The 21312-nt window shown below is 56.6% G+C and carries 23 protein-coding genes and 1 riboswitch; of the genes, 15 read left to right on the forward strand and 8 right to left on the reverse strand.

Annotation, left to right across the window (positions count from 1 at the left end; all coding sequences use genetic code 11):
- Nucleotides 1-55: 55 nt before the first annotated feature.
- On the reverse strand, nt 56-1528 hold the full coding sequence (modF, locus tag CMR03_RS17315; RefSeq protein ID WP_096012143.1) for a molybdate ABC transporter ATP-binding protein ModF: 1473 nt from the start codon (nt 1526-1528) through the stop codon (nt 56-58).
- Between the two features lie 75 nt (nt 1529-1603).
- On the reverse strand, nt 1604-2386 hold the full coding sequence (modE, locus tag CMR03_RS17320) for a molybdenum-dependent transcriptional regulator (protein ID WP_096012144.1): 783 nt from the start codon (nt 2384-2386) through the stop codon (nt 1604-1606).
- Between the two features lie 141 nt (nt 2387-2527).
- Between modE and CMR03_RS17325 the strand changes: the two genes are divergently transcribed.
- The 4 genes from CMR03_RS17325 (at nt 2528) to modC (ending at nt 5341) form a co-directional block, all read left to right on the forward strand.
- The gene (locus CMR03_RS17325) at nt 2528-2683 is read left to right on the forward strand and encodes an AcrZ family multidrug efflux pump-associated protein (protein ID WP_074181002.1); all 156 of its coding nucleotides are present in this window, start codon (nt 2528-2530) and stop codon (nt 2681-2683) included.
- Nucleotides 2684-2823: 140 nt separating this feature from the next.
- Nucleotides 2824-3597 carry a molybdate ABC transporter substrate-binding protein gene (gene modA / locus CMR03_RS17330; RefSeq protein ID WP_063878819.1) on the forward strand — a complete coding sequence of 258 codons (774 nt, stop codon included), beginning with the start codon at nt 2824-2826 and terminating at the stop codon, nt 3595-3597.
- Nucleotides 3594-4283, forward strand: a complete 690-nt coding sequence (gene modB, locus CMR03_RS17335; RefSeq protein WP_063878820.1) for a molybdate ABC transporter permease subunit — start codon at nt 3594-3596, stop codon at nt 4281-4283. The genes modA and modB overlap by 4 nt, the downstream gene beginning before the upstream one ends.
- The gene (modC, locus tag CMR03_RS17340; protein WP_096012146.1) at nt 4283-5341 is read left to right on the forward strand and encodes a molybdenum ABC transporter ATP-binding protein ModC; all 1059 of its coding nucleotides are present in this window, start codon (nt 4283-4285) and stop codon (nt 5339-5341) included. The genes modB and modC overlap by 1 nt, the downstream gene beginning before the upstream one ends.
- Before the next feature lie 36 nt (nt 5342-5377).
- Here the strand turns inward: modC and CMR03_RS17345 are convergent, their stop codons facing one another.
- Nucleotides 5378-6199: a pyridoxal phosphatase gene (locus CMR03_RS17345; RefSeq protein ID WP_063878822.1), complete on the reverse strand. Its 822-nt coding sequence runs from the start codon at nt 6197-6199 to the stop codon at nt 5378-5380.
- A gap of 155 nt (nt 6200-6354) precedes the next feature.
- Here CMR03_RS17345 and pgl point away from each other — a divergent pair, with 155 nt between their 5' ends.
- Nucleotides 6355-7356 (forward strand): 6-phosphogluconolactonase, encoded by a 1002-nt coding sequence (pgl, locus tag CMR03_RS17350; protein WP_096012147.1) that lies wholly within the window; start codon nt 6355-6357, stop codon nt 7354-7356.
- Between the two features lie 60 nt (nt 7357-7416).
- On the opposite strand, the gene CMR03_RS17355 is transcribed toward pgl, so the two are convergent.
- On the reverse strand, nt 7417-7893 hold the full coding sequence (locus CMR03_RS17355; protein ID WP_096012148.1) for a kinase inhibitor: 477 nt from the start codon (nt 7891-7893) through the stop codon (nt 7417-7419).
- A gap of 74 nt (nt 7894-7967) precedes the next feature.
- Complete coding sequence (gene bioA, locus CMR03_RS17360; protein WP_096012149.1) at nt 7968-9260, reverse strand: adenosylmethionine--8-amino-7-oxononanoate transaminase; 1293 nt, start codon at nt 9258-9260, stop codon at nt 7968-7970.
- A gap of 85 nt (nt 9261-9345) precedes the next feature.
- Between bioA and bioB the strand changes: the two genes are divergently transcribed.
- Genes bioB through bioD form a run of 4 tightly spaced genes read left to right on the forward strand, consistent with a single transcriptional unit; the run spans nt 9346 to nt 12950 of the window.
- A complete protein-coding gene (gene bioB / locus CMR03_RS17365) occupies nt 9346-10377 on the forward strand; it encodes a biotin synthase BioB (protein WP_096012150.1) in 1032 nt (343 codons plus the stop codon).
- Nucleotides 10377-11528: an 8-amino-7-oxononanoate synthase gene (bioF, locus tag CMR03_RS17370; RefSeq protein ID WP_096012151.1), complete on the forward strand. Its 1152-nt coding sequence runs from the start codon at nt 10377-10379 to the stop codon at nt 11526-11528. Before bioB ends, bioF begins: the two co-directional genes overlap by 1 nt.
- Nucleotides 11512-12267 (forward strand): malonyl-ACP O-methyltransferase BioC, encoded by a 756-nt coding sequence (gene bioC / locus CMR03_RS17375; protein WP_096012152.1) that lies wholly within the window; start codon nt 11512-11514, stop codon nt 12265-12267. Before bioF ends, bioC begins: the two co-directional genes overlap by 17 nt.
- Nucleotides 12264-12950, forward strand: coding sequence for a dethiobiotin synthase (gene bioD / locus CMR03_RS17380; RefSeq protein ID WP_096012153.1), 687 nt, complete (start codon nt 12264-12266; stop codon nt 12948-12950). Before bioC ends, bioD begins: the two co-directional genes overlap by 4 nt.
- On the opposite strand, the gene CMR03_RS17385 is transcribed toward bioD, so the two are convergent.
- Nucleotides 12936-13658: an ABC transporter ATP-binding protein gene (locus tag CMR03_RS17385; protein WP_096012522.1), complete on the reverse strand. Its 723-nt coding sequence runs from the start codon at nt 13656-13658 to the stop codon at nt 12936-12938. The genes bioD and CMR03_RS17385 overlap by 15 nt on opposite strands.
- An 887-nt stretch (nt 13659-14545) precedes the next feature.
- On the opposite strand from CMR03_RS17385, the gene uvrB reads away from it, so the two are divergent.
- Nucleotides 14546-16567, forward strand: a complete 2022-nt coding sequence (uvrB, locus tag CMR03_RS17390; RefSeq protein WP_096012154.1) for an excinuclease ABC subunit UvrB — start codon at nt 14546-14548, stop codon at nt 16565-16567.
- A gap of 1 nt (nt 16568) precedes the next feature.
- On the opposite strand, the gene CMR03_RS17395 is transcribed toward uvrB, so the two are convergent.
- The gene (locus CMR03_RS17395) at nt 16569-17474 is read right to left on the reverse strand and encodes a gluconeogenesis factor YvcK family protein (protein WP_063878832.1); all 906 of its coding nucleotides are present in this window, start codon (nt 17472-17474) and stop codon (nt 16569-16571) included.
- Nucleotides 17475-17676: 202 nt separating this feature from the next.
- A riboswitch (molybdenum cofactor riboswitch) is annotated at nt 17677-17810 on the forward strand.
- On the opposite strand from CMR03_RS17395, the gene moaA reads away from it, so the two are divergent.
- The 5 genes from moaA (at nt 17797) to moaE (ending at nt 20495) form a co-directional block, all read left to right on the forward strand.
- Nucleotides 17797-18786 (forward strand): GTP 3',8-cyclase MoaA, encoded by a 990-nt coding sequence (moaA, locus tag CMR03_RS17400; protein ID WP_164484295.1) that lies wholly within the window; start codon nt 17797-17799, stop codon nt 18784-18786. Its footprint overlaps the riboswitch before it by 14 nt.
- Nucleotides 18787-18800: 14 nt before the next feature.
- Nucleotides 18801-19316: a molybdenum cofactor biosynthesis protein B gene (moaB, locus tag CMR03_RS17405; RefSeq protein ID WP_096012155.1), complete on the forward strand. Its 516-nt coding sequence runs from the start codon at nt 18801-18803 to the stop codon at nt 19314-19316.
- A gap of 2 nt (nt 19317-19318) precedes the next feature.
- On the forward strand, nt 19319-19804 hold the full coding sequence (moaC, locus tag CMR03_RS17410; RefSeq protein ID WP_063878835.1) for a cyclic pyranopterin monophosphate synthase MoaC: 486 nt from the start codon (nt 19319-19321) through the stop codon (nt 19802-19804).
- Entirely contained in the window at nt 19797-20042 is a 246-nt protein-coding gene (moaD, locus tag CMR03_RS17415) for a molybdopterin synthase sulfur carrier subunit (RefSeq protein WP_063878836.1), read from the forward strand. The genes moaC and moaD overlap by 8 nt, the downstream gene beginning before the upstream one ends.
- Entirely contained in the window at nt 20043-20495 is a 453-nt protein-coding gene (gene moaE, locus CMR03_RS17420) for a molybdopterin synthase catalytic subunit MoaE (protein ID WP_096012156.1), read from the forward strand.
- Here the strand turns inward: moaE and CMR03_RS17425 are convergent.
- Nucleotides 20492-21277, reverse strand: a complete 786-nt coding sequence (locus CMR03_RS17425) for an OBAP family protein (protein ID WP_096012157.1) — start codon at nt 21275-21277, stop codon at nt 20492-20494. The two genes, moaE and CMR03_RS17425, sit on opposite strands and share 4 nt — an antisense overlap.
- Nucleotides 21278-21312: the final 35 nt, after the last annotated feature.

Raw genomic sequence — 21312 nt, forward strand, 5'->3', positions numbered from 1 at the left:
ATGGTAACGCTTACATTGTAGGGGAAACAACGCCGGGGTGACGGCGTTGATAAGGTCAAACGCTGTCCTGTCGGTAGCGATAACCACCTTCAGGCTGCGCCACAAAATGCAGCCGGTGAGTAATACATTGGGGAGCATCTTCCGCATGGTGGGACACGAACAGCAACTGGGTTCGTCCTTCACCAATTAAGATATCGACAAAACGTCGCACTAACTGACGATTAAGCGGATCTAATCCCTGTAACGGTTCATCAAGTATTAACAGGGTGGGATGTTTAACCAGCGCCCGGGCGATTAACACCAGCCGCTGTTGTCCCCAGGATAAACCGTGGAAGGGCATATCGCCCATCGCTGAATCCATCCCCAGCAGCGCCAGCCACTGACGCGCCAGGGCCATTTGTCGATCGGAGACGGCCTGATAAAGCCCAATAGAGTCAAAAAAGCCGGATAAAATCACGGTGCGCACGTTGGCGCTCACCCGGTAATCAAGATGCAGGCTGCTGCTGACATAGCCAATATGTTGTTTGATATCCCAGATGGTTTCCCCACTGCCGCGGCGAAGGCCGAACAGGGTTAAATCATTGCTGTAGCCCTGCGGATGATCGCCGGTGACCAGGCTGAGCAATGTCGATTTGCCCGCGCCGTTTGGCCCAATAATATGCCAGTGCTCACCAGCATTAACCTGCCAGTTAAGCCCGTCAATAATGCGCTGGTCGTTATAGGACACCACGCCGTTACGCAGGATGACCCGTGGCGCATTATCGGCCAACTGGGGAAGTGCATCCGCGACATCGGCCTCTGGCAGTGCCATCCCGTCCAACTGCTCACTGCGTGCCAGCTGTGCGACCAGCGCCTGCGCCAGAATCGCCTCGCGCGGCCCAACGTGCGTCAGGCTGCATTCGGCCAGCACGCCAACCTGGTCAACATAATCCGGAATATCGTCAAAGCGGTTAAGCACCAGCACCAGGGTAAAATCTGCCTGCTGCAGGTTATTCAGGGTGGCTGTCAGGTTGGCGCGTGAATCCACATCCAGACCGTCAAAAGGCTCATCCAGGATCAGCAGGTCAGGCTGCTTCATTAACGCCTGGCACAGCAACGTTTTACGCGTTTCACCCGTTGACAGGTATTTAAAACGGCGGTTAAGCAGGCCGGTGATACCAAACTGCGCCGCCAGGTGTTCACAGCGCGTCCTGTCTTTGACCTCATCCTGAATGATTTCAGCCGTGGTACGGCCGGTGTCATCCTCACCCTCACTCAGCAGATCGGTATTATTTCGTTGCCATTCATCGGCGACCAGCTGTTGAAGTTGCTCCAGAGACAGGCGGCTGGGACGCTGGAAATCACGCGTAACCTCACCTGACAGCGGCAGTAGCTCACCTGACAGGGCGCGGGCCAGCGACGATTTGCCGCTGCCGTTGGCGCCAACAAAGGCCCAGCGTTCACCGCGTTGCAGATGAACATCGGCCAGAGACAGCACCCGGGTATCATTAAGATGAAATATGCCTTGCGAAATTTGCAATGAAGCCATGATTCGTTCCATTTTTTGCAGCGTTAACCGTTGTTTTAGCCACTGCATCGGATGAAGTCAAACCAGGATAACAGATCAACGCAACGACGCGACGATGGCATGGCTGGCGCTGAAGCTGGCGATCACGGCGTTGCCGGGCTGCCACTGCCGCCGTTCGATTTCACTGTTATCCAGCGTGGCGCACAGCGTTTCACCGCCTGGCAGGCGCATCAGGACTTCACTGACCTGCTCGCCACGCTCGATAGCGCTTATCGTGGCGGCAAGCTGATTCTCCGCCTGAGTGGGTTGAGTATGAAGGCTGATCCAGGGGGCTTTGATCAGCACCAGCACCTCTTTACCGCTCTTGAGCTGCAGGCGTTCCGCACTGCGCTCGGTGAGGGCGACCTTGAGCCGGGTTAGGCCGTCGGAGAGCAGAATGGTCAGGTGCTGCACAACGTGCTGTGCGTCGTTGTCTGTTACCGTGCCAAACAGTTGATTACGCGCGCTGGTTTGCAACGAAGCGCGGGCGATAGCGGCCAGCAGGCTGTCCAGCGGCAGGCTGTCCTGCTGCAAAGCATCAAAGGCATGTTGCTGAATCTTTTCCATCAAACCAAACAGCTGAACCAGGCGCTCGCCATAGCGGGTTAACTGCGCGCCGCCGCCGCCTTTTCCGCCGGTTGCGCGCGCCACGATTTCCTGTTCAGCCAGCTGGTTCATCTCGTTGATGGCATCCCAGGCGCTCTTGTAACTGATGCCCGCCAGTTTCGCCCCCTGGCTGATCGAACCGGTTTGCTGCACGCGTTTTAGCAGTTCAATGCGGCGTGGATCGGCAAACAGTTTTTGCTGCAGGCGGATATGAAGGGTGAGTTCGGCTTGCATGGTGGCTCCGGCAAAGAGTGAATCGCGTTATCGGGCAGATGATAGCGAGCTTTCCGTCTCAAAGTAAAAGCACGAAAAGGACTGCGCAAAATTTTACTGAGCCGTTACAATCCCATCTTTATACGCAAAGTGGGACTTTCCATGCTGGAACTTATTAAAAGCCTCGCCGTGGCGGTGATCATGGTACCTGTGGTTATGGCAATCATGTTAGGCCTGATTTACGGCCTGGGTGAAGTGTTCAACCTCATCTCTAAAACGGGTCGCCGCGACGATAACAAGACCCGCTCTCAGCATTAATTCTCCTGCAACGTCCGCCTCAGCGCGGACGTTGTGGTTTTTACCCCGCATCACGTCTCCTCTCCGCTTTTGCTAATTTGGTCCTGGTGTCAGATAATGCGTTGTATTATCCGATATATAACGATCACTGGAGAGAAATCATGCGTTTCGCATTTTATCGTTTGAGTATGGCGGCAGTATTGACGGTTTCCCTGAGCAGCCAGGCGCTGGCCGCCGAAAAAGTTACTGTTTTTGCCGCCGCTTCATTAACCAACGCGCTGGAAGAGATAGCCGCACAGTACAAAAAAGCGCACGGCACGGAGGTGGTGTCATCTTTTGCTTCTTCTTCTGTGCTGGCGCGTCAGATTGAGCAGGGCGCGCCAGCCGATCTGTTTATCTCAGCCGATCAGCAGTGGATGGACGATGCCGTTGCCAAAAAAAGTATGATCGACACCACCCGTTATACGCTGCTGGGTAATGATTTGGTGCTGATTGCACCGCGCAGCGACGGTGCCAAGCCGGTGACGATTAACGATAACACCAACTGGAAAAGCCTGCTGAAAGGTGAACGCCTGGCCGTGGGCGACCCTGATCATGTACCGGCCGGCATCTATGCCAAAGAGGCGCTGCAGAAACTGGGTGCCTGGTCTTCCCTGTCCCCGTCACTGGCGCGCGCCAATAATGTGCGTGCCGCACTGGCACTGGTCGAGCGTAATGAAACCCCGTACGGCATTGTTTACGGCTCAGATGCTGTGGCCAGTAAAAAAGTCCAGGTGGTGGGCACCTTTCCGGAAGACAGTCACAAACCGGTCGAATATCCTGTGGCGATTGTTAAAGATCGCGACAACGCGGCCGTTAAGGCTTTCTATAACTACCTGAAAGGGCCGGAAGCGGCCGCAGTGTTCAAACAATACGGATTCACGCCTAAAAAATGATACTCAGCGATGTTGAATGGCAGGCGGTCATGCTCAGTCTGCAGGTGTCAGGCATAGCCGTGCTGTGCAGTCTGCCATTCGGTATCCTGATGGCATGGGTGCTGGTACGTTGCCGCTTCCCCGGCAAAGCCATCCTCGACAGTGTGATCCACTTACCCCTGGTGCTGCCACCGGTGGTGGTGGGTTATCTGTTGCTGATAGGTCTGGGCCGACGCGGCATCATCGGTGAAAAACTGTATGACTGGTTTGGCTTTAGCTTCGCGTTCAGCTGGCGTGGAGCGGCGCTGGCCTCGGCGGTGATTGCCTTTCCACTCATGGTGCGGGCCATTCGTCTGGCGCTGGAGGCGGTGGATATCCGGCTGGAGCAGGCGGCGCGGACGTTAGGTGCCGGGCGCTGGCGGGTTTTTTTTACCATTACGCTGCCCTTAACCCTGCCCGGTATCATCGTCGGTACGGTGCTGGCCTTTGCCCGTTCCCTTGGCGAGTTTGGTGCCACTATCACCTTTGTGTCTAACATTCCTGGCGAAACCCGCACGATTCCCCTGGCCATGTATACGCTGATTGAAACGCCGGGTGCCGAAGGCGCCGCCGCACGTCTGTGCGTGATCGCGATCGTTCTGGCGCTGGCCTCGTTACTGATTTCTGAATGGCTGGCGCAGTGGGGCCGGAAACGGATGGGCTCCTGATGCTGACGCTTAATTTTGCTCAACGGCTGGGCGAACACCAGCTTGAGATTGACGTGACGATTCCCGCCAGCGGCATCACCGCGATATTCGGCGTATCCGGTGCGGGCAAGACCTCATTGATTAATGCCATCGGCGGCTTAACCCGGCCCCAGCGTGGACGCATTCAGCTTAATGACCGGATACTGTTCGATGCAGAACAGCAGGTCGCCTTGCCGCCGGAAAAGCGCAACATTGGTTATGTTTTTCAGGACGCACGGCTGTTTCCGCACTACAGCGTGCGGGGCAATTTACGCTACGGCCTCTCGACCAGTATGAAAAGCCAGTTCGATTCGCTGGTGGCGTTATTAGGCCTTAACCCCTTACTGAACCGTTTCCCGCTGTCGCTCTCGGGCGGAGAAAAGCAGCGCGTTGCCATCGGACGCGCCTTGCTCAGCGCACCCGACATCCTGCTCATGGATGAACCGCTGGCGTCACTGGATTTGCCGCGTAAGCGTGAGCTGATGCCTTACCTGCAGACGCTGGCGAAGCAGGTCGATATTCCCGTGTTGTATGTTTCCCATAGCCTGGAGGAGATACTGCAGCTGGCGGATAACGTGCTGGTGCTGGATGAGGGAAAGGTAAAAGCCTTTGGTCCCCTGGAACGCGTCTGGAGCAGCAGCGCGATGCGGCCATGGCTGCCCGCAAGCGATCTGACCAGTGTGCTGCGGGTGCAGGTACTGGAGCATCATCCGGACTATCCCATGTCGGCGCTGTCTCTGGGCGATCAACATATCTGGGTCAGCCGGGTCAATTTGCCGGTTAAATCGCCGTTGCGGATACGCATTGCCTCGGCGGATGTTTCACTGACGCTGCAACCCGCGCAAAACAGCTCCATCCGAAATGTGCTGCCTGCGCAGGTCGTCGAGCTTATTGAGGTAGGCGATCAGGTTGAAGTGAAGCTGCGTATTGGCATCAGTGAGCTGTGGGCGCGTATCTCGCCCTGGGCGCGCGACGAGCTTAATATCCGGCCCCAACAGTGGCTGTATGCGCAGATTAAAAGCGTGTCGGTCACGACCTGAGGTGCCCGGTGGCATGTTGTCTCACCGGGGCAGACATCATGACAGAACGTGCTGATAAAGCGTGTCGGCGATACCGGTTTCAAGGTTGGTGCCAGTCACCATTTTTGCCCGCGACTTAATGACGTCGTCCGCATTGCCCATTGCCACGCCCAGCCCGACGTTTTCCAGCATGCTCAGGTCGTTGTAGTTATCGCCAAACGCAATCACGTCATCCATCGTCAGCCCCACAGATTCGACCCACTGCGCCAGACGCTTCCCTTTGCTGTTGCCGCCGCGCGCAACGTCAACCTGATCGTGCCATGACCACTCGCAGGCCAGCCCCAGTTCGGCTTCTGCGCGCTGGGCAAACTGCTGCAGTTCTGCGGTGTTCTCGTGGGAAAGGGCAAACTTCCAGATCGACTGCGCCTCTTTGGCGGCCTGCGCCAGGCTGTCCACCTGCGTAAATACGGGGCGCTGGTGCGGCGGGAGCGATTCACTCCACTTCAGCGTGCGAATCACATGACCGGTCGGGGTTTGATACAGCATCGCATCGTCCACATACAGCAGGCCGTGAATCTGATGTTCGTCCAGCATCTCAATCACGCGTAGCGCAACCTGCGCATCCAGCGGGTCAGAAGCCAGCACTTTTTTGGCCGGATAGTCATACAGATAGGTGCCATTACAGCAGATGGCGGGCGTATCCAGATTTAAGGCCTGATAGAAAGGATGAATGGCGCAGTGGTGACGTCCGGTCACGATAATCACCTTGACGCCAGCCTTGCGCGCTTGCGTAATCGCTTCCACGGATTGTGGCAGAATGGTTTTCGTCGGGGTCAACAGCGTGCCGTCAAGGTCGAGGGCGATTACACGATAGCTCATTAATCCTCTCATCGGAATGGGTTAGCAGAGCAGCAAGTCTACACCCGACCTGGGTACGGAAACAAAAATCAGGGCACAAATCATTCCAGCGAGACAGAAAAAAACGCGCTACAGTGACCTGCAGAACAACATGAGTCAGCGAAAAAGGAGAATACATGAAGCAAGTTGTCTACACCGCCAGTCCTGAGAGTCAACAAATCCATGTCTGGCAGTTGAATGAAGATGGCACCTTGACGCTACTACAGGTTACGGACGTTGCGGGTCAGGTTCAGCCTATGGTGGTGAGTCCGAAAAAAGATTTCTTGTATGTAGGCGTGCGTCCCGACTTCCGCGTACTGGCGTTTCGCATCGCCCCGGACGGCACGCTGACCGAAGCCGGACAGGCACCGCTGCCGGGAAGCCCGACCCATATCTCCACCGACCATGCTGGCCGGTTCCTGTTTTGTGGTTCCTATAACGATGCGTGCGTCAGTATCAGCCCAATAGGCGAGGACGGCGTGCCACAGGCACCGAGCCAGGTGATTGACGGTCTGGCGGGATGCCACTCCGCCAACATCGACAATGCCGATCGCACGTTGTACGTACCTGCGCTGAAGCAGGATCGCATCTGCCTGTTTGATCTTGGCGCTGACGGTCAGTTAACCCCGCATGCACAAGAGCAGGTCACGACGGCGGAAGGGGCCGGGCCGCGGCACATGGCGTTTCATGCCAACGGACAGTACGCCTACAGCGTCAATGAACTCAACAGCACGGTCGAGGTCTGGGCGCTGAACAATGCGCATGGCAAGGTCGAGTCGGTGCAAACGCTGGATATCATGCCGCCAGATTTTACCGGTACGCGCTGGGCTGCGGATATTCATCTGACGCCAGATGGCCGTTTCCTGTATGCGTGCGATCGCACCAGCAGCATGTTAACGGTGTTCAGCATCAGCGAAGACGGCGCCGTTCTGACGCGGGAAGGGTTCCAGCCTACGGAAACCCAGCCGCGCGGGTTCAATATCGATCATACGGGTCAGTACCTGGTGGCGGCAGGGCAGAAGTCGCACCACATTGAGGTGTATAACATTACCTCGCCACAGGGATTACTGAAGCCGGTAGGCCGCTACGCCGTTGGACAAGGTCCAATGTGGGTGGTGGTTCATCAACTGGCAGGGTAACGTTCAGGATGGCCGCTTCCGGTAAGACGTTTAACCGGAAGCGGCATTGTCAGGCGACGATCAGACGTAATGAACGGTTAACGCTGCGCTGGCTAACACGTGAAAGTGCACGTTAAACCCAACCATCGCGCCGCTGGCACCCTCATCAACCTCGATTTTATCCACATCCAGCGCATGAACGCTGAAGATATAACGATGGGTTTCACCGGTGGGTGGTGCCGCGCCGCCGTAGCCGGCCTGGCCAAAATCGGTGCGTGTCTGCAGCGCGCCGGCTGGCAGCGCGGCTTTACCGGAACCCGCTCCCTGCGGCAGCGATGTCGTGTCGGCCGGAATATTCGCCACCACCCAGTGCCACCAGCCTGAGCCTGTAGGCGCATCCGGATCGAAGCAGGTGATCACAAAACTTTTGGTGCCCTCTGGCGCGTCTTCCCAGGCCAGGTGGGGTGAAAGATTATCGCCCTGATAACCCATTCCGTTAAAAACGTGTTTTTCCGGCATTTTGTCGCCGTCATGTAAATCCTGGCTGTAAACTCGCATCACATCTCCTTGCGTTAATGGTCACTGCCTTTTCATCTTAACCAAAAGCCGGTTTACGTCCAGCCGTTGAAACATTAAGAAAGAAAGTGTGCCGGCTTCTCAAGCGCCGCACCTATCGCATTGACCAGCGTATTCAGCGCCTCAGGCGTGATGATATAAGGTGGCATCAGATAAATCAGGCGACCAAAGGGCCGAATCCAGACGCCCTGGCTGACAAAGAATTGCTGTAAGGTTGCCATGTTGACCGGGCGATGGGTTTCCACAACGCCAATGGCTCCCAGCACGCGAACATCGGCCACTTCGGGGGCGTGGCGCAGGGGCAGCAGCGTGTCACGTAGCTGACGTTCTATTGCGGCAACCTGATGACGCCAGTCGCCTTCCTGCACTATCGCCAGGCTTTCTGTTGCGACAGCGCAGGCCAGCGGGTTCGCCATAAAGGTGGGGCCGTGCATAAAACAGCCCGCCGGACTGTGGCTGATGGTATCGGCCACCTCCCGCGTCGTGAGGGTGGCGGCCAGGCTCATGGTGCCGCCGGTCAGGGCTTTTCCGACACACATCATATCCGGCGTAATCGCCGCATGTTCGCAGGCAAACAGCTTACCGGTGCGGCCGAAGCCGGTGGCGATTTCATCGGCGATCAGCAGGATGCCATAGCGGTCACAACATTCGCGCACGACCTGCAAATAGCGCGGATGATAAAAACGCATCCCGCCTGCGCCCTGAACCACGGGTTCCAGAATCACCGCCGCCAACTGGCTCTGATGTTGCTGGATCAGCCGGACAAAATCCTCAGCATCGCGCGCCTCCCACTCATCATCAAACCCGCACTGCGGTGCTTCAGCGAAATGGTGCTCGGGCAGGTAGCCGCGCCACAGGCTGTGCATGGAATTATCCGGATCGCATACCGACATCGCGGCAAAAGTATCGCCGTGATAACCCCGTTTGAGCGTCAGAAACTGCTGACGCGTTTCTCCTCGCCCCAGCCAGTATTGCAGCGCCATCTTCATCGCCACTTCGACGGCAACGGAGCCGGAATCCGCCAGAAACACGCACTCCAGCGCGTCTGGCGTCATGGTGACTAACTGGCGGCAAAGGGCCACGGCGGCAGGATGGGTAATGCCGCCGAACATCACATGGGACATCTGCGCCATCTGCTGTTGCAGCGCCCGATTCAGGCGCGGATGGTTATAGCCATGTATCGCCGCCCACCACGACGACATCCCGTCCACCAGCTCGCGACCATCTGCCAGTTGCAGATGGTAATCCCGAGCCGCAACAACCGGATAGCAGGGCAGTGGCTGCGTCATTGAGGTATAGGGATGCCAGATATGCTGGCGATCAAATTCAGCGTCCTGTGGAGTAAACATTGGAGTTGTAAACCAAAATAAAAAGATTTAGTTTACAAGTATAACCACGTTAACTGTCGGGATGACACCTTTTTTGGAGTATGTAATGTCACAACGTTGGACTATAGCCCAGGCGCAGGCGCTGTTCGATCGGCCTTTTCTTGAACTGATGTTTGAGGCACAGCAGGTGCATCGCCAGCACTTCGATCCCCGTCAGGTTCAGGTCAGCACGCTGCTGTCGATCAAAACCGGGGCCTGCCCTGAAGACTGCAAATATTGCCCGCAAAGCGCCCGTTACAAGACCGGTCTGGAATCGGAGCGCCTGATGGAAGTGGATGAGGTACTGCGTTCCGCGCAAAAGGCCAAAGCTGCCGGTTCGAGCCGCTTCTGCATGGGTGCCGCGTGGAAAAACCCCAGTGACCGCGATATGCCTTACCTGGAAAAAATGGTGGAAGGCGTTAAAGCGATGGGCATGGAAACCTGCATGACGCTTGGCACGCTGAGCGACAGCCAGGTCCAGCGTTTAGGCAGTGCCGGACTCGATTTCTACAACCACAACCTGGATACCTCGCCGGAGTTTTACGGCAATATCATTACCACACGTAGCTATCAGGAACGCCTGGATACGCTGGGTAAAGTGCGCCAGGCGGGCATTAAAGTCTGTTCCGGCGGGATTGTGGGCCTGGGTGAAACGGTGAACGATCGCGCGGGCCTGCTGGTGCAACTGGCGAACCTGCCTACGCCGCCGGAAAGCGTGCCGATCAACATGCTGGTGAAGGTCAAAGGCACTCCGCTGGCAGAGAATGATGACGTTGAGCCGTTCGACTTTATCCGCACCATCGCCGTCGCCCGTATCATGATGCCGACCTCGCATGTTCGCCTGTCGGCGGGCCGTGAGCAGATGAGCGAACAGACCCAGGCGATGTGCTTTATGGCAGGTGCGAACTCCATTTTCTACGGATGCAAACTGCTGACCACGCCGAACCCGGAAGAAGATAAAGATATGCTGTTGTTCCGCAAGCTGGGGCTGAATCCTGAACATACCCAGACTGACAACGGCGACAATGCACAACAGCAGCAGCTAACGGAGCAACTGCTTCACGCCGATACAGAAAAATTCTATAACGCGGCGCTGTAATGAGCTGGCAGCAACGCATGCAGCAGGCGCTGACGCAGCGCCGGGCTGAAGATGGCTGGCGTGAACGGCGGGTGATTGAGGAGAACCAAACGCGCCTGATCCGCCATGCCGGTCAGATGTATCGCCACTTTTCCAGTAACGACTATCTTGGACTGAGCCAGCATCCTGCGGTGATCGCGGGCTGGCAACAGGGCGCGGCGCAGGCGGGAGCTGGCGCGGGTGCATCAAGCCATGTCACCGGCTATCATCGGCTCCATGCCGAGCTGGAAGCCCAACTGGCGGACTGGCTGGGCTATCCGCGCGCACTGCTGTTTATTTCGGGCTTTGCGGCCAACCAGGCGATCATTCACCTGTTAGCCGAGAAAAATGACCGCATCCTGGCCGATAAACTCACTCATGCTTCGCTGCTGGAGGCCGCCAGCCACAGCCCGGCGCAGCTGCGCCGTTTTACACATAACGATCCACATAGCCTGGCTGCCCGGCTGGATGCACCCTGCGAGGGGCAAACGCTGGTGGTCACCGAAGGCATTTTCAGTATGGATGGCGATAGCGCGCCCTTACAGGCGATTGCTGCTCAGGCGAAACAGGCCCGCGCGGGGTTGCTGGTCGATGATGCGCACGGTATTGGTGTCACCGGCGAACAGGGGCGGGGCAGCTGTTGGGCGCAGGGCATCAAACCTGACCTGCTGGTGGTGACCTTTGGCAAAGCCTTCGGCGTCAGTGGCGCCGCGTTGTTGTGTGATGAGGCTACCGCCGATTATTTTCTGCAATTTTCCCGCCATTTGATTTACTCCACCGCGATGCCGCCGGCCCAGGCCAGCGCGCTGTTAGCCGCGCTTAAACAGGTGCAGGTGGGCGATGAACATCGCCAACGCCTTGCTCACAATATCGCCCATTTTCGTCGCGGGGCAGCCTCATTGCCCTGGGCGCTCATGGATTCGTCCAGCGCGATTCAGCCGTTGATCGTCGGCGATAACGGGCAGGCGCTGGCGCTGTCTGCGCGCTTAGCCCGTGCGGGATGCTGGGTCAGTGCGATTCGTCCGCCAACGGTGCCACCGGGTACAGCGCGTTTACGTATTACGCTGACGGCCGCCCATCAGCCAGACGATATTGACGTCTTACTGGAGGCGCTGCATGACGCTGCAGATTGATAAACGCGCCGTTGCCAGAGCCTTTGGTCGCGCGGCCTCCCAGTATGATCACCATGCCGAACTCCAACGGTTGAGCGGTGATGCACTGCTGGCGTGGGCACCCGCGCGCACTGGCCTGCAGGTGCTGGATGCCGGTTGTGGGACCGGCTGGTACAGCCGGATATGGCACGAGCGGGGCAAACAGGTCACCGCGTTGGATCTGTCAGCGCAGATGTTGCACCAGGCCCGGCAAAATGGCGTCGCGCATCACTATCTGGCAGGGGATATCGATGCGCTGCCGTTGGCAAACCAGTGCGTTGACCTGGTATGGAGCAACCTGGTGGTGCAATGGAGCGAAGATTTGCAGGGGGCGCTAACGCAGTTTAACCGGGTACTAAAGCCTGGCGGCTGTTTGCTGTTTTCCACCCTGAGCGCGGGCTCTCTGCACGAAGTCCATCAGGCCTGGTCGCACCTGGATGGCAGCCTGCACGCTAATCGCTTCCTGCCCGCGCAGGAGATTGCCGCCGCCTGTGAAGCTCAGCATCTGCACTGCCATGCACAAACCTTTATCTTGCATTTCCCCGATGCCCTCAGCGCGATGCGCTCTCTGAAAGGCATCGGGGCAACCCATTTGCATAGCGGGCGATCCGCTTGTTTGTTGACGCGTCAACGTCTTGCTCAACTCGAAGCCCACTGGCCCCGGGATGAGCAGGGTTTTCGCCTCAGTTACCATGTGATGTTTGGAGTGACGAAATCATGAAACGCTGGTTTGTGACCGGCACCGACACCGAAGTCGGTAAAACGGTGGCCAGTGCGGCGCTGCTGCAGGCTGCCACGGCTGCAGGTTATCGTTGTGCAGGCTATAAACCTGTTGCCTCGGGCTGCGAGTTAACTGCGTCAGGCGTGCGTAACAGCGATGCGCTGGCGTTACAGCGTTACAGCAACGTTGCGCTGCGCTACGAGCAGGTGAATCCGCTGGCGTTTATGGAGCCAACCTCGCCGCATATCGTCAGCGCGGATGAGGGTAGACCGATTGAGTTTGCCACCCTGTCGGCGGGGCTGCGTGAACTTGAGCCGCTGGCCGAGTGGATTCTGGTCGAGGGAGCAGGCGGCTGGTACACGCCGCTTTCTGAGACGCAAACCTATGCAGACTGGGTAGAGGCGGAGCAACTGCCGGTGATTTTGGTGGTGGGCGTTAAGCTGGGATGTATTAATCATGCCATGCTGACGGCCGATGCTGTCCGCGCACGCGGTCTGCGACTGGCGGGCTGGATCGCCAATACGGTACAGCCGCCCGGTCGGCGCTATCAGGAATACCTCACGGCCTTAACACAGCGCCTTCCGGCACCTTGTCTGGGTGTGATTCCCTGGTTAACGGATGAGGACCAGCAGGCTGACTGTGGTCAGTACCTGACGCTGCCTGGCGAATCAGGCCACGGTTAACCATTTATCCAGGGTACCGTCATCCAACTGGGTGACGTTGCCCTGAGCAACATTGCGGCCGCGATGCAGCAGTAAAAAGTTGTCAGCCACGCGGCGAATCAATGAAACCCGCTGTTCAAGCAGCAAAATCGTCAGACCATAGTCGCGGTTCAGGCGACGAATCAGATTCCCCATCTCTTCTTCCAGCCAGGGCGCCATACCGTCGGCAGGCTCATCCAGAATCAGCAGGCGCGGCTGTAAGACCAGCGCACGGGCCAGCGCCAGTTGCTGCTGCTGATAGACGGGCAAATCGCCGCTACGCTGTTGACGCAACGAATAAAGCGCCGGCAGCAGGTCGAATATCATTTCCGGGATAGCCCGATAGCCGTCACGCGGTTGTGCGCCTGCCAGTAAAGCAATGAGTAAATTATCCTCGACGCTCATCTGAGTAAAAATATGTCGCCCCTGCGGAACATAGCCAATGCCCTGACGGGCGCGCAGCTCTGCAGGCTGCGACAACAGGTCTTCAGGCGGCGAACCATCCTGCTGCCAGCTAATGGTCCCGCTGTTTATAGGCAGCTTCCCCATAATGCAGTTGACCAGGGTGGTTTTCCCCATGCCTGGCCGTCCCAGTATGCCGGTGCAGGTGCCGGGAGGCAGGTCCAGATCCACATTCCAGAGAATATGATTTTTACCGTAAAACTGATTCACCGACCGTAAACTTAACATCTGACGCGCTCCTTCCAGATAATTAACCTGAATGCTTTCGCCGTTCATCTCTGGTAAATCGCTCTAATGAGATAGCGGGATCTTCAACACCGCTATTGCCTGTACTACGCTGGTAAAACGTTATGCAATTCCCAGGCCAGAGTCATTATTGCCCCCTGTGGCTGGCTTAACCTGCGGAAATACCATCATTTAAAGATAAAGAAAAATGAACAATGCCAGCCTTAGCTTAAGGCGCGGTGCAACGGCGGTGCAGGCGAAAGGCGTGATGAAGTGCGTCTGCTCGCTAATGGGGCAGGTGCCAGACCACAAAAAAATAAAAAAAAGAAAAGGGGTTGTCGCAGATCAAGGCGAGCGCCGCTGCGGTAGCTCAATCCTGCCAGTTAGTGTCAGAAATTAAGCGAAAAAAAATTTTTTTTTAGGGCCGCCATGACGACGAAAAAAATTATACACAGCTGATGTGCAAAGGGCTGTCATCAGTTATCCACTATTCCTGTGGATAACCTTGTGCATTAGATAATGAAAACAGGTTAGAAGCGAGGAAATACGGGGCCTGGTAACTGGATGATGAGAATCTGGGCTTTTTAAAGTAGCGGCTATAAATCAATGGGTTATCAAAAAACAAGCCTGCCGGATTGGTGCCGATTCATCAAACTGCAATTTTATGACACATGCTTGACAAATGTTAAATCAGGGCCTGGCTTGGGGATAACCTGGCGCAACAAAAACAGCTGACAGCAAGGGATAAAGCCAAAGAGTCAAGCGGAAAGTGATGTCCGTTACTGTGCATCATTACTGTTATTATATCCAGTATTTTTTTCTGGCAAAATCGGCATAGCAGAGTAAAATAATGGGCTGCCCGCCGTCTTTCTTCTGCAGGAACCGTATTCATGAGTAAAGATTTTAAACTGAACTCCGCTTTCAAGCCTTCTGGCGATCAGCCGGAAGCGATTCGTCGTCTGGAAGCCGGACTGGAAGATGGACTGGCGCACCAGACGTTATTAGGCGTCACCGGATCGGGTAAAACCTTTACCGTCGCTAACGTAATCGCCGATCTCAATCGGCCCACCATGGTATTAGCGCCCAACAAAACCCTGGCGGCGCAGCTGTATGGTGAGATGAAAGAGTTCTTTCCGGACAACGCCGTGGAGTTTTTTGTCTCCTACTACGATTACTACCAGCCTGAAGCCTATGTGCCGAGTTCCGACACCTTTATCGAAAAGGATGCCTCGGTTAACGAACACATTGAGCAAATGCGTCTTTCCGCCACAAAAGCCTTGCTGGAGCGGCGCGATGTTATCGTCGTCGCATCGGTGTCGGCGATTTATGGTCTGGGCGATCCCGATCTTTATCTGAAAATGATGCTGCACTTAACGCGCGGCATGATCATCGATCAACGCAGCATCCTGCGCCGCCTGTCAGAGCTGCAGTACACCCGCAACGATCAGGCGTTCCAGCGCGGAACCTTCCGGGTGCGCGGCGAGGTTATCGATGTGTTCCCTGCGGAATCCGACGACATTGCGCTACGGATCGAATTATTTGATGAAGAGGTGGAGCGCCTGTCACTGTTTGACCCGCTCACTGGCCAGGTTGAGTCAGTGGTGCCGCGCTTTACGATCTATCCTAAGACGCACTATGTCACACCGCGTGAGCGCATTTTACAGGCCATGGAAGACATCAAAGTCGAGCTGGCCGACCGGCGTAAAAACCTGCTGGAAAATAACAAACTGCTGGAAGAGCAGCGTATCACCCAGCGTACCCAGTTTGATCTGGAGATGATGGGGGAGCTGGGCTACTGCTCCGGCATCGAAAACTACTCGCGTTACCTTTCGGGCCGCGGGCCTGGAGAAGCGCCGCCGACCCTGTTTGACTATCTTCCGGCGGATGGCCTGCTGGTGGTGGATGAGTCCCACGTGACGATTCCGCAAATTGGCGGCATGTACCGTGGTGACCGGGCGCGTAAAGAGACATTGGTGGAATACGGTTTCCGTCTGCCCTCGGCGCTGGATAACCGCCCAATGAAGTTTGAAGAGTTCGAGGCACTGGCACCGCAAACGATTTATGTGTCGGCGACGCCGGGCAAATACGAGCTGGAAAAATCCGGCGACGAGGTGATTGACCAGGTGGTGCGACCGACCGGCCTGCTGGACCCGATCCTCGAAGTGCGGCCCGTCGCGACCCAGGTTGACGATCTGCTGTCAGAGATCCGCAAACGCGTCACCGTCAATGAACGCGTACTGGTTACCGTCCTGACCAAACGCATGGCGGAAGACCTGACCGAGTACCTGGAAGAGCACGGCGAAAAAGTGCGCTATCTGCACTCGGATATTGATACCGTGGAGCGAATGGAAATCATCCGTGACCTGCGTCTGGGTAAATTTGACGTATTGGTGGGGATTAACCTGTTGCGAGAAGGGCTGGATATGCCCGAAGTGTCGCTGGTAGCGATTCTGGATGCGGACAAAGAGGGCTTCCTGCGTTCGGAACGCTCGCTGATTCAGACCATTGGTCGTGCGGCGCGTAACATCAACGGTAAAGCGATTCTCTACGGCGATAAAATCACGCCTTCAATGGCGAGAGCGATTGAAGAAACCGATCGCCGCCGTGAAAAGCAGCAGCGCCACAATGAAGAAAACGGCATTGTGCCGCAGGGCCTGAATAAGAAAATCACCGATATCCTGGAACTGGGCAATAACGTGGTGAAAACCCGCGGCAAAGCCAAACCCAGCAAACGCGGTGCGGCCGAAAGCAACGCCGATTACCTGGCGTTATCGCCGCAGGCATTGCAGAAAAAGATTCACGAGCTGGAAGGGCAGATGCAGCAACATGCGCAAAACCTGGAGTTCGAACAGGCGGCTGGCCTGCGCGATCAACTGCAAGAATTGCGCACGTTATTTATTGCGGTGTCGTAATTCAGTTAAACCCCTGAATAGCGTGTTCCAGCGCGGCGCGGAGCAGCTGGCGGTCGTGACGATACTTGATATCGGCCGCCTCCAGCGGTTCACGAATAATCAGGCGGTTTTCCACCCGGCTGACATCCGTGGACGGGCCAACCACGATGGCGTCAATCACCCGCTTGCCAATGTAGTGTTCCATCATCGCCAGTTTATCGGCCACGGTAAGTGTGGCCGCCGCAGGACTCAACTCCCGGCCCAGATTGCCGATAAACACCATATTGGCGGGAGTGCGCCGTAACGCCTGGGCCATCTCTTTCATGAGCAGAATGGGCATCAGGCTGGTGTAAAAACTGCCAGGCCCAATCAGGATCAGATCGGCCTCTGCAACGGCGTCGAGCGCTTCCCGGGTGGGTTGTACGGCAGGGTGCAGCATCAGTTCCTGAGGCGGAAGTTTCATCTCGTCGATGGCGGTTTCACCGTAAACGGCATTGCCCTCGACATCGGTTGCCACTAAATCAACCGGCTGTTCAGACATAGGAATTAAAAAGGCGTCGACCTTTAGCAGGTTCCGGATGATGTTGACCACTTCCAGCGGGCGTACGCTAAGGTGATCCAGCGCTTTGAGTATCAGGTTGCCCAGGTTGTGTCCGGCCAGTTCACCGTTGCCGGTAAAGCGGTATTCGAACATGGCGGATGCCACGCTCGGCTCGGTAATCAACTGGTTAATACAGTTACGCAAGTCGCCCCAGGCAATACCGCCTTCGGCGCGACGAATGCGGCCTGTGGAGCCGCCGTTATCGGTGGTGGTGACAATGCCTGTCAGGCGTGAACCCAGGGGAGACAGGGCAGACATCACGCGTCCTAATCCGTGTCCGCCCCCTAAGGCCACCACGCGATCAAGGTCCGCCAGTGTTCGATTCATACTTCTCCTTTTTCGCGTCTGCGGCGCTTATGCGTACTATTGATGCAGACGAGGGTGATTTACGTCAATGCTTACCGGCCATGTTAACTTATCCTGTGGGCGAAATACGGTGAAAGTTAACGTTACTGGAGCACAGAGAGTAAAAGCCGTGGATGGCGCATAATCACTAATCGCGCTACCATCTGTAGACCGCGTTGACCAGCCGGTTAACGTACACTCAAGCCTGAATGCCTACGTCTGCGGATAGGGGATTCAGGCCGTAGCCTTCGCGCTGCCAGGGTGCAGGAAGAAATGACTGCATCTCCCGAACTGGAAAGGTGTTCTGGTGTCACAATTTACTGATGCATTTTCGCGCAAATTTTACTATTTGCGCCTGTCGGTCACGGATGTCTGCAACTTCCGTTGTACCTATTGCCTGCCGGATGGCTACCAGCCAAACGGTATCCGCAATAAAAGCTTTCTCTCGCTGGATGAAATTCGTCGGGTCACCCGCGCCTTTGCGGCGGCGGGCACAGAAAAAGTGCGCCTGACCGGTGGCGAACCTTCCCTGCGCCGCGACTTTACCGACATCATTGCGGCGGTCAGGGAAAACGCGGCGATTCGTCATATCGCCGTCACCACCAACGGTTACCGGCTGGCGCGTGACGTTAAGCAATGGCGCGATGCCGGACTTACCGCCCTTAACGTCAGCGTAGACAGCCTTGACGCACGCCAGTTTCACGCCATTACCGGCCAGGATAAATTCCATCAGGTGATGGCGGGCATTGACGCGGCGTTTGAGGCTGGGTTCAGCCAGGTCAAAGTCAATAGCGTACTGATGCGCGATGTGAACAGCCATAATCTGACGACCTTTCTTGACTGGATTCGTACCCGTCCCATTCAGCTGCGTTTTATTGAGCTGATGGAAACCGGTGACGGCGGTGCGCTGTTTCGCGAGCAGCATGTGTCCGGCGAGGTGATCCGCGATAAACTGATCGCGCAGGGCTGGCAGCGCCGCATCAGCGGTCGCAGCGATGGCCCGGCCCAGGTGTTTTATCACCCCGATTACGTGGGTGAAATCGGGCTGATCATGCCGTATTCCAAAGATTTTTGCGCCAGCTGTAACCGCCTGCGGGTTTCCGCGCAGGGCAATCTGCACCTCTGCCTGTTTGGTGACGGCGGGATTCCGTTACGGGATCTGCTCGCGTCAGACGATCAGCAGCAGGAATTGCAGGCGCGTATTGCCAGCAGTCTGGGACAGAAGAAACAGACGCATTTCCTGTTACAAGGGAATACCGGTATTACACAGAATCTTTCTTATATTGGCGGTTAATTGCAGGAGCAAATATGGGTAAACCAGCCAGCGCGTTTCAACCGTTACAGCTTGCTACGTTAACGGTTTCAGACAGCCGCGATGCCAGCAACGATACATCCGGTGATTATCTGCGTGAAGCCGCGATCGAAGCCGGACACAGCGTTATCGACCACGCCATCGTCCCAGACAATCTCTACCGTATCCGGGCCATTGTGTCACGCTGGATCGCCAGTGAAGACGTGCAGGTGGTGATCGTTAACGGCGGAACCGGTTTTAACCTGAAAAACAGCACACCCGACGCGCTGCTTCCCCTGTTCGATAGGGAAATCGAAGGCTTTGGCGAGCTGTTTCGCATGATTTCCTATGAAGAGATTGGCGGATCGACCTTACAGTCCCGTGCGGTCGCCGGCCTGGCAAACCAGACGTTGATTTTTGCCGTTCCCGGCTCGACGTCGGCCTGCACCAGTGCCTGGGAGCGCATCATCGCCGATCAACTGGATGCCCGTACGCGTCCCTGCAACTTTGTCACCCATTTAAAGAAACGTTAAGCATGTCACAACTCACACACATTAACGCCGCCGGTGAAGCCCACATGGTGGATGTTTCCGCTAAAAATGACACCGTACGCGAAGCCCAGGCTGAAGTGCTGGTGCTGATGAAGCCAGAAACGTTACAGATGATCATCGAGGGCAGTCACCACAAAGGGGATGTGTTCGCGACGGCGCGCATCGCAGGCATTCAGGCAGCAAAACGCACCTGGGAGCTGATCCCGCTTTGCCATCCGCTGATGCTGAGCAAAGTGGAAATCGCACTGGTGGCGGAACCGGAATCGAACCGGGTGCGCATTACGTCCCTGTGTCGGCTCAGCGGGAAAACCGGCGTGGAAATGGAAGCCCTGACTGCAGCTTCCGTTGCGGCACTGACAATCTATGACATGTGCAAGGCCGTACAAAAAGACATCGTGATCGATCAACTGCGTTTGCTGCATAAAAGCGGCGGCAAAAGCGGCGATTTTCAGGCGGTTGCCCATGATTAAGGTGCTGTTTTTTGCCCAGGTGCGGGAACTGGTGGGAACCGATTCGCTCACCCTGGCTGCGGAGTACCCCAACGTGGCGGCGCTGCGCGCGGCGCTGGCGCAGAAGGGCGATCGCTGGGCGCTGGCGCTGGACAGCGAACGTTTACTCGCCGCCGTTAACCAGACGTTGACCGCGATGAGTCATCCCTTGCAGGACGGGGATGAAGTGGCCTTTTTCCCACCGGTCACCGGAGGATAAATGGAAACGCAAATTCGGGTGGGCCCGGCTGCTTTTGAAATGGCCCAGGAGTACCAGTGGCTGGCGGCATGTAAAGAAGACGGCGCCGTGGTGACCTTTACCGGCAAAGTGCGCAACCATAATTTGGGTGATGATGTCGCCGCCCTGACGCTGGAACATTATCCCGGCATGACGGAAAAGGCACTCAAGGAAATCGTCGATGAGGCACGCCAGCGCTGGCCGCTGCAGCGCGTTTCAGTGATTCACCGCATCGGTGAACTCTTCCCCGGCGATGAAATTGTGTTTGTCGGCGTCACCGGTGCACACCGCGGCAGTGCATTTGCCGCCGCGGAGTTCATTATGGATTACCTGAAAACCCGCGCGCCGTTCTGGAAACGTGAAACCACCGGACAGGGCGATCGCTGGGTCGATGCGCGCAACAGCGACCGCGAGGCCGCTCAGCGCTGGGATTAAGGCGTTGAAAGCTGTTCTGCGGGGGCAAACTGGGTCTTTCCGTGTGCGTGTTCGCCTCCGCCCTTGCCACGTTGCAACTGAATGACGTCACCGTCCTGCCAGGCGTTGGCACCGGGAACCACCGGGTGCGCGTCAATATCGGCCCGTTCAGCACGAATTTTGTGACTGTCGAGAGCAAAACGGCGATCGCGATCGGCCAGTAAGCGCGAGTCCATTTGCCCATCGGCAGTAAAGCCCATCATCAACGCCGGAATCCCCAGCGGCAACTGTTTGTCACGGTCAGTGTGCCAGGTATGCCACGTTTTACCGTAGGTGTTGACGATGCGCGTCATCAGCGCATGTTCCGCGGCGGCAGGCAGGCCGGGTGCGACCAGCGAACCGGACTTCACCTCGTACTGATGGCTGTGCCACAGCTTCTTTTCCTCGTTGGGCAAGGTCCGGTACAGCCGTTCGCTGATGATATATTCCACGCCCATCAGGCGCGCATCGCGCGTGTTGCCGTCATAAATCACCGCCTGCATAACGTCATCATTTAAGACCGTGACATAGTGATGCGCTTCCATCTGACCGTTTTTGTCGCCGTTATAGAAGTGAAAACCATCCAGATAGGCATTGATCGCGTCAATCGGCGGTCGTGATTGCAGCAGGGCGGCACCGCTGTCCAGCGCTTTCAGGCCAGGAGAGGTTGGGGCGCCAGGCGAACGGACCTGCGCGGGCGTTGTGTTACCGCCGCAACCGGCCAGTAACAGGCTGAGTAGGGTAACTGTCCAGAGTTTTGACATAAAGCATCCCTTTTTCGCTAATTTCGCTAAAAGAG

It is taken from the genome of Pantoea allii, from assembly GCF_002307475.1.
GTDB classification, from domain to species: Bacteria; Pseudomonadota; Gammaproteobacteria; order Enterobacterales; family Enterobacteriaceae; genus Pantoea; species Pantoea allii.

Excerpts from the sequence above, each read along its gene's own strand:
- modE (WP_096012144.1), bottom strand. The coding sequence starts at position 2,386 with ATGCAAGCCGAACTCACCCTTCATATCCGCCTGCAGCAAAAACTGTTT.
- uvrB (WP_096012154.1), top strand. The coding sequence starts at position 14,546 with ATGAGTAAAGATTTTAAACTGAACTCCGCTTTCAAGCCTTCTGGCGAT.
- CMR03_RS17345 (WP_063878822.1), bottom strand. The coding sequence starts at position 6,199 with ATGAGCTATCGTGTAATCGCCCTCGACCTTGACGGCACGCTGTTGACC.
- moaD (WP_063878836.1), top strand. The coding sequence starts at position 19,797 with ATGATTAAGGTGCTGTTTTTTGCCCAGGTGCGGGAACTGGTGGGAACC.
- CMR03_RS17385 (WP_096012522.1), bottom strand. The coding sequence starts at position 13,658 with ATGTTAAGTTTACGGTCGGTGAATCAGTTTTACGGTAAAAATCATATT.
- bioF (WP_096012151.1), top strand. The coding sequence starts at position 10,377 with ATGAGCTGGCAGCAACGCATGCAGCAGGCGCTGACGCAGCGCCGGGCT.
- CMR03_RS17395 (WP_063878832.1), bottom strand. The coding sequence starts at position 17,474 with ATGAATCGAACACTGGCGGACCTTGATCGCGTGGTGGCCTTAGGGGGC.
- moaE (WP_096012156.1), top strand. The coding sequence starts at position 20,043 with ATGGAAACGCAAATTCGGGTGGGCCCGGCTGCTTTTGAAATGGCCCAG.
- modF (WP_096012143.1), bottom strand. The coding sequence starts at position 1,528 with ATGGCTTCATTGCAAATTTCGCAAGGCATATTTCATCTTAATGATACC.
- modA (WP_063878819.1), top strand. The coding sequence starts at position 2,824 with ATGCGTTTCGCATTTTATCGTTTGAGTATGGCGGCAGTATTGACGGTT.
- moaB (WP_096012155.1), top strand. The coding sequence starts at position 18,801 with ATGGGTAAACCAGCCAGCGCGTTTCAACCGTTACAGCTTGCTACGTTA.
- CMR03_RS17325 (WP_074181002.1), top strand. The coding sequence starts at position 2,528 with ATGCTGGAACTTATTAAAAGCCTCGCCGTGGCGGTGATCATGGTACCT.
- CMR03_RS17425 (WP_096012157.1), bottom strand. The coding sequence starts at position 21,277 with ATGTCAAAACTCTGGACAGTTACCCTACTCAGCCTGTTACTGGCCGGT.
- moaC (WP_063878835.1), top strand. The coding sequence starts at position 19,319 with ATGTCACAACTCACACACATTAACGCCGCCGGTGAAGCCCACATGGTG.
- modC (WP_096012146.1), top strand. The coding sequence starts at position 4,283 with ATGCTGACGCTTAATTTTGCTCAACGGCTGGGCGAACACCAGCTTGAG.
- bioD (WP_096012153.1), top strand. The coding sequence starts at position 12,264 with ATGAAACGCTGGTTTGTGACCGGCACCGACACCGAAGTCGGTAAAACG.
- bioC (WP_096012152.1), top strand. The coding sequence starts at position 11,512 with ATGACGCTGCAGATTGATAAACGCGCCGTTGCCAGAGCCTTTGGTCGC.
- bioA (WP_096012149.1), bottom strand. The coding sequence starts at position 9,260 with ATGTTTACTCCACAGGACGCTGAATTTGATCGCCAGCATATCTGGCAT.
- modB (WP_063878820.1), top strand. The coding sequence starts at position 3,594 with ATGATACTCAGCGATGTTGAATGGCAGGCGGTCATGCTCAGTCTGCAG.
- bioB (WP_096012150.1), top strand. The coding sequence starts at position 9,346 with ATGTCACAACGTTGGACTATAGCCCAGGCGCAGGCGCTGTTCGATCGG.
- pgl (WP_096012147.1), top strand. The coding sequence starts at position 6,355 with ATGAAGCAAGTTGTCTACACCGCCAGTCCTGAGAGTCAACAAATCCAT.
- CMR03_RS17355 (WP_096012148.1), bottom strand. The coding sequence starts at position 7,893 with ATGCGAGTTTACAGCCAGGATTTACATGACGGCGACAAAATGCCGGAA.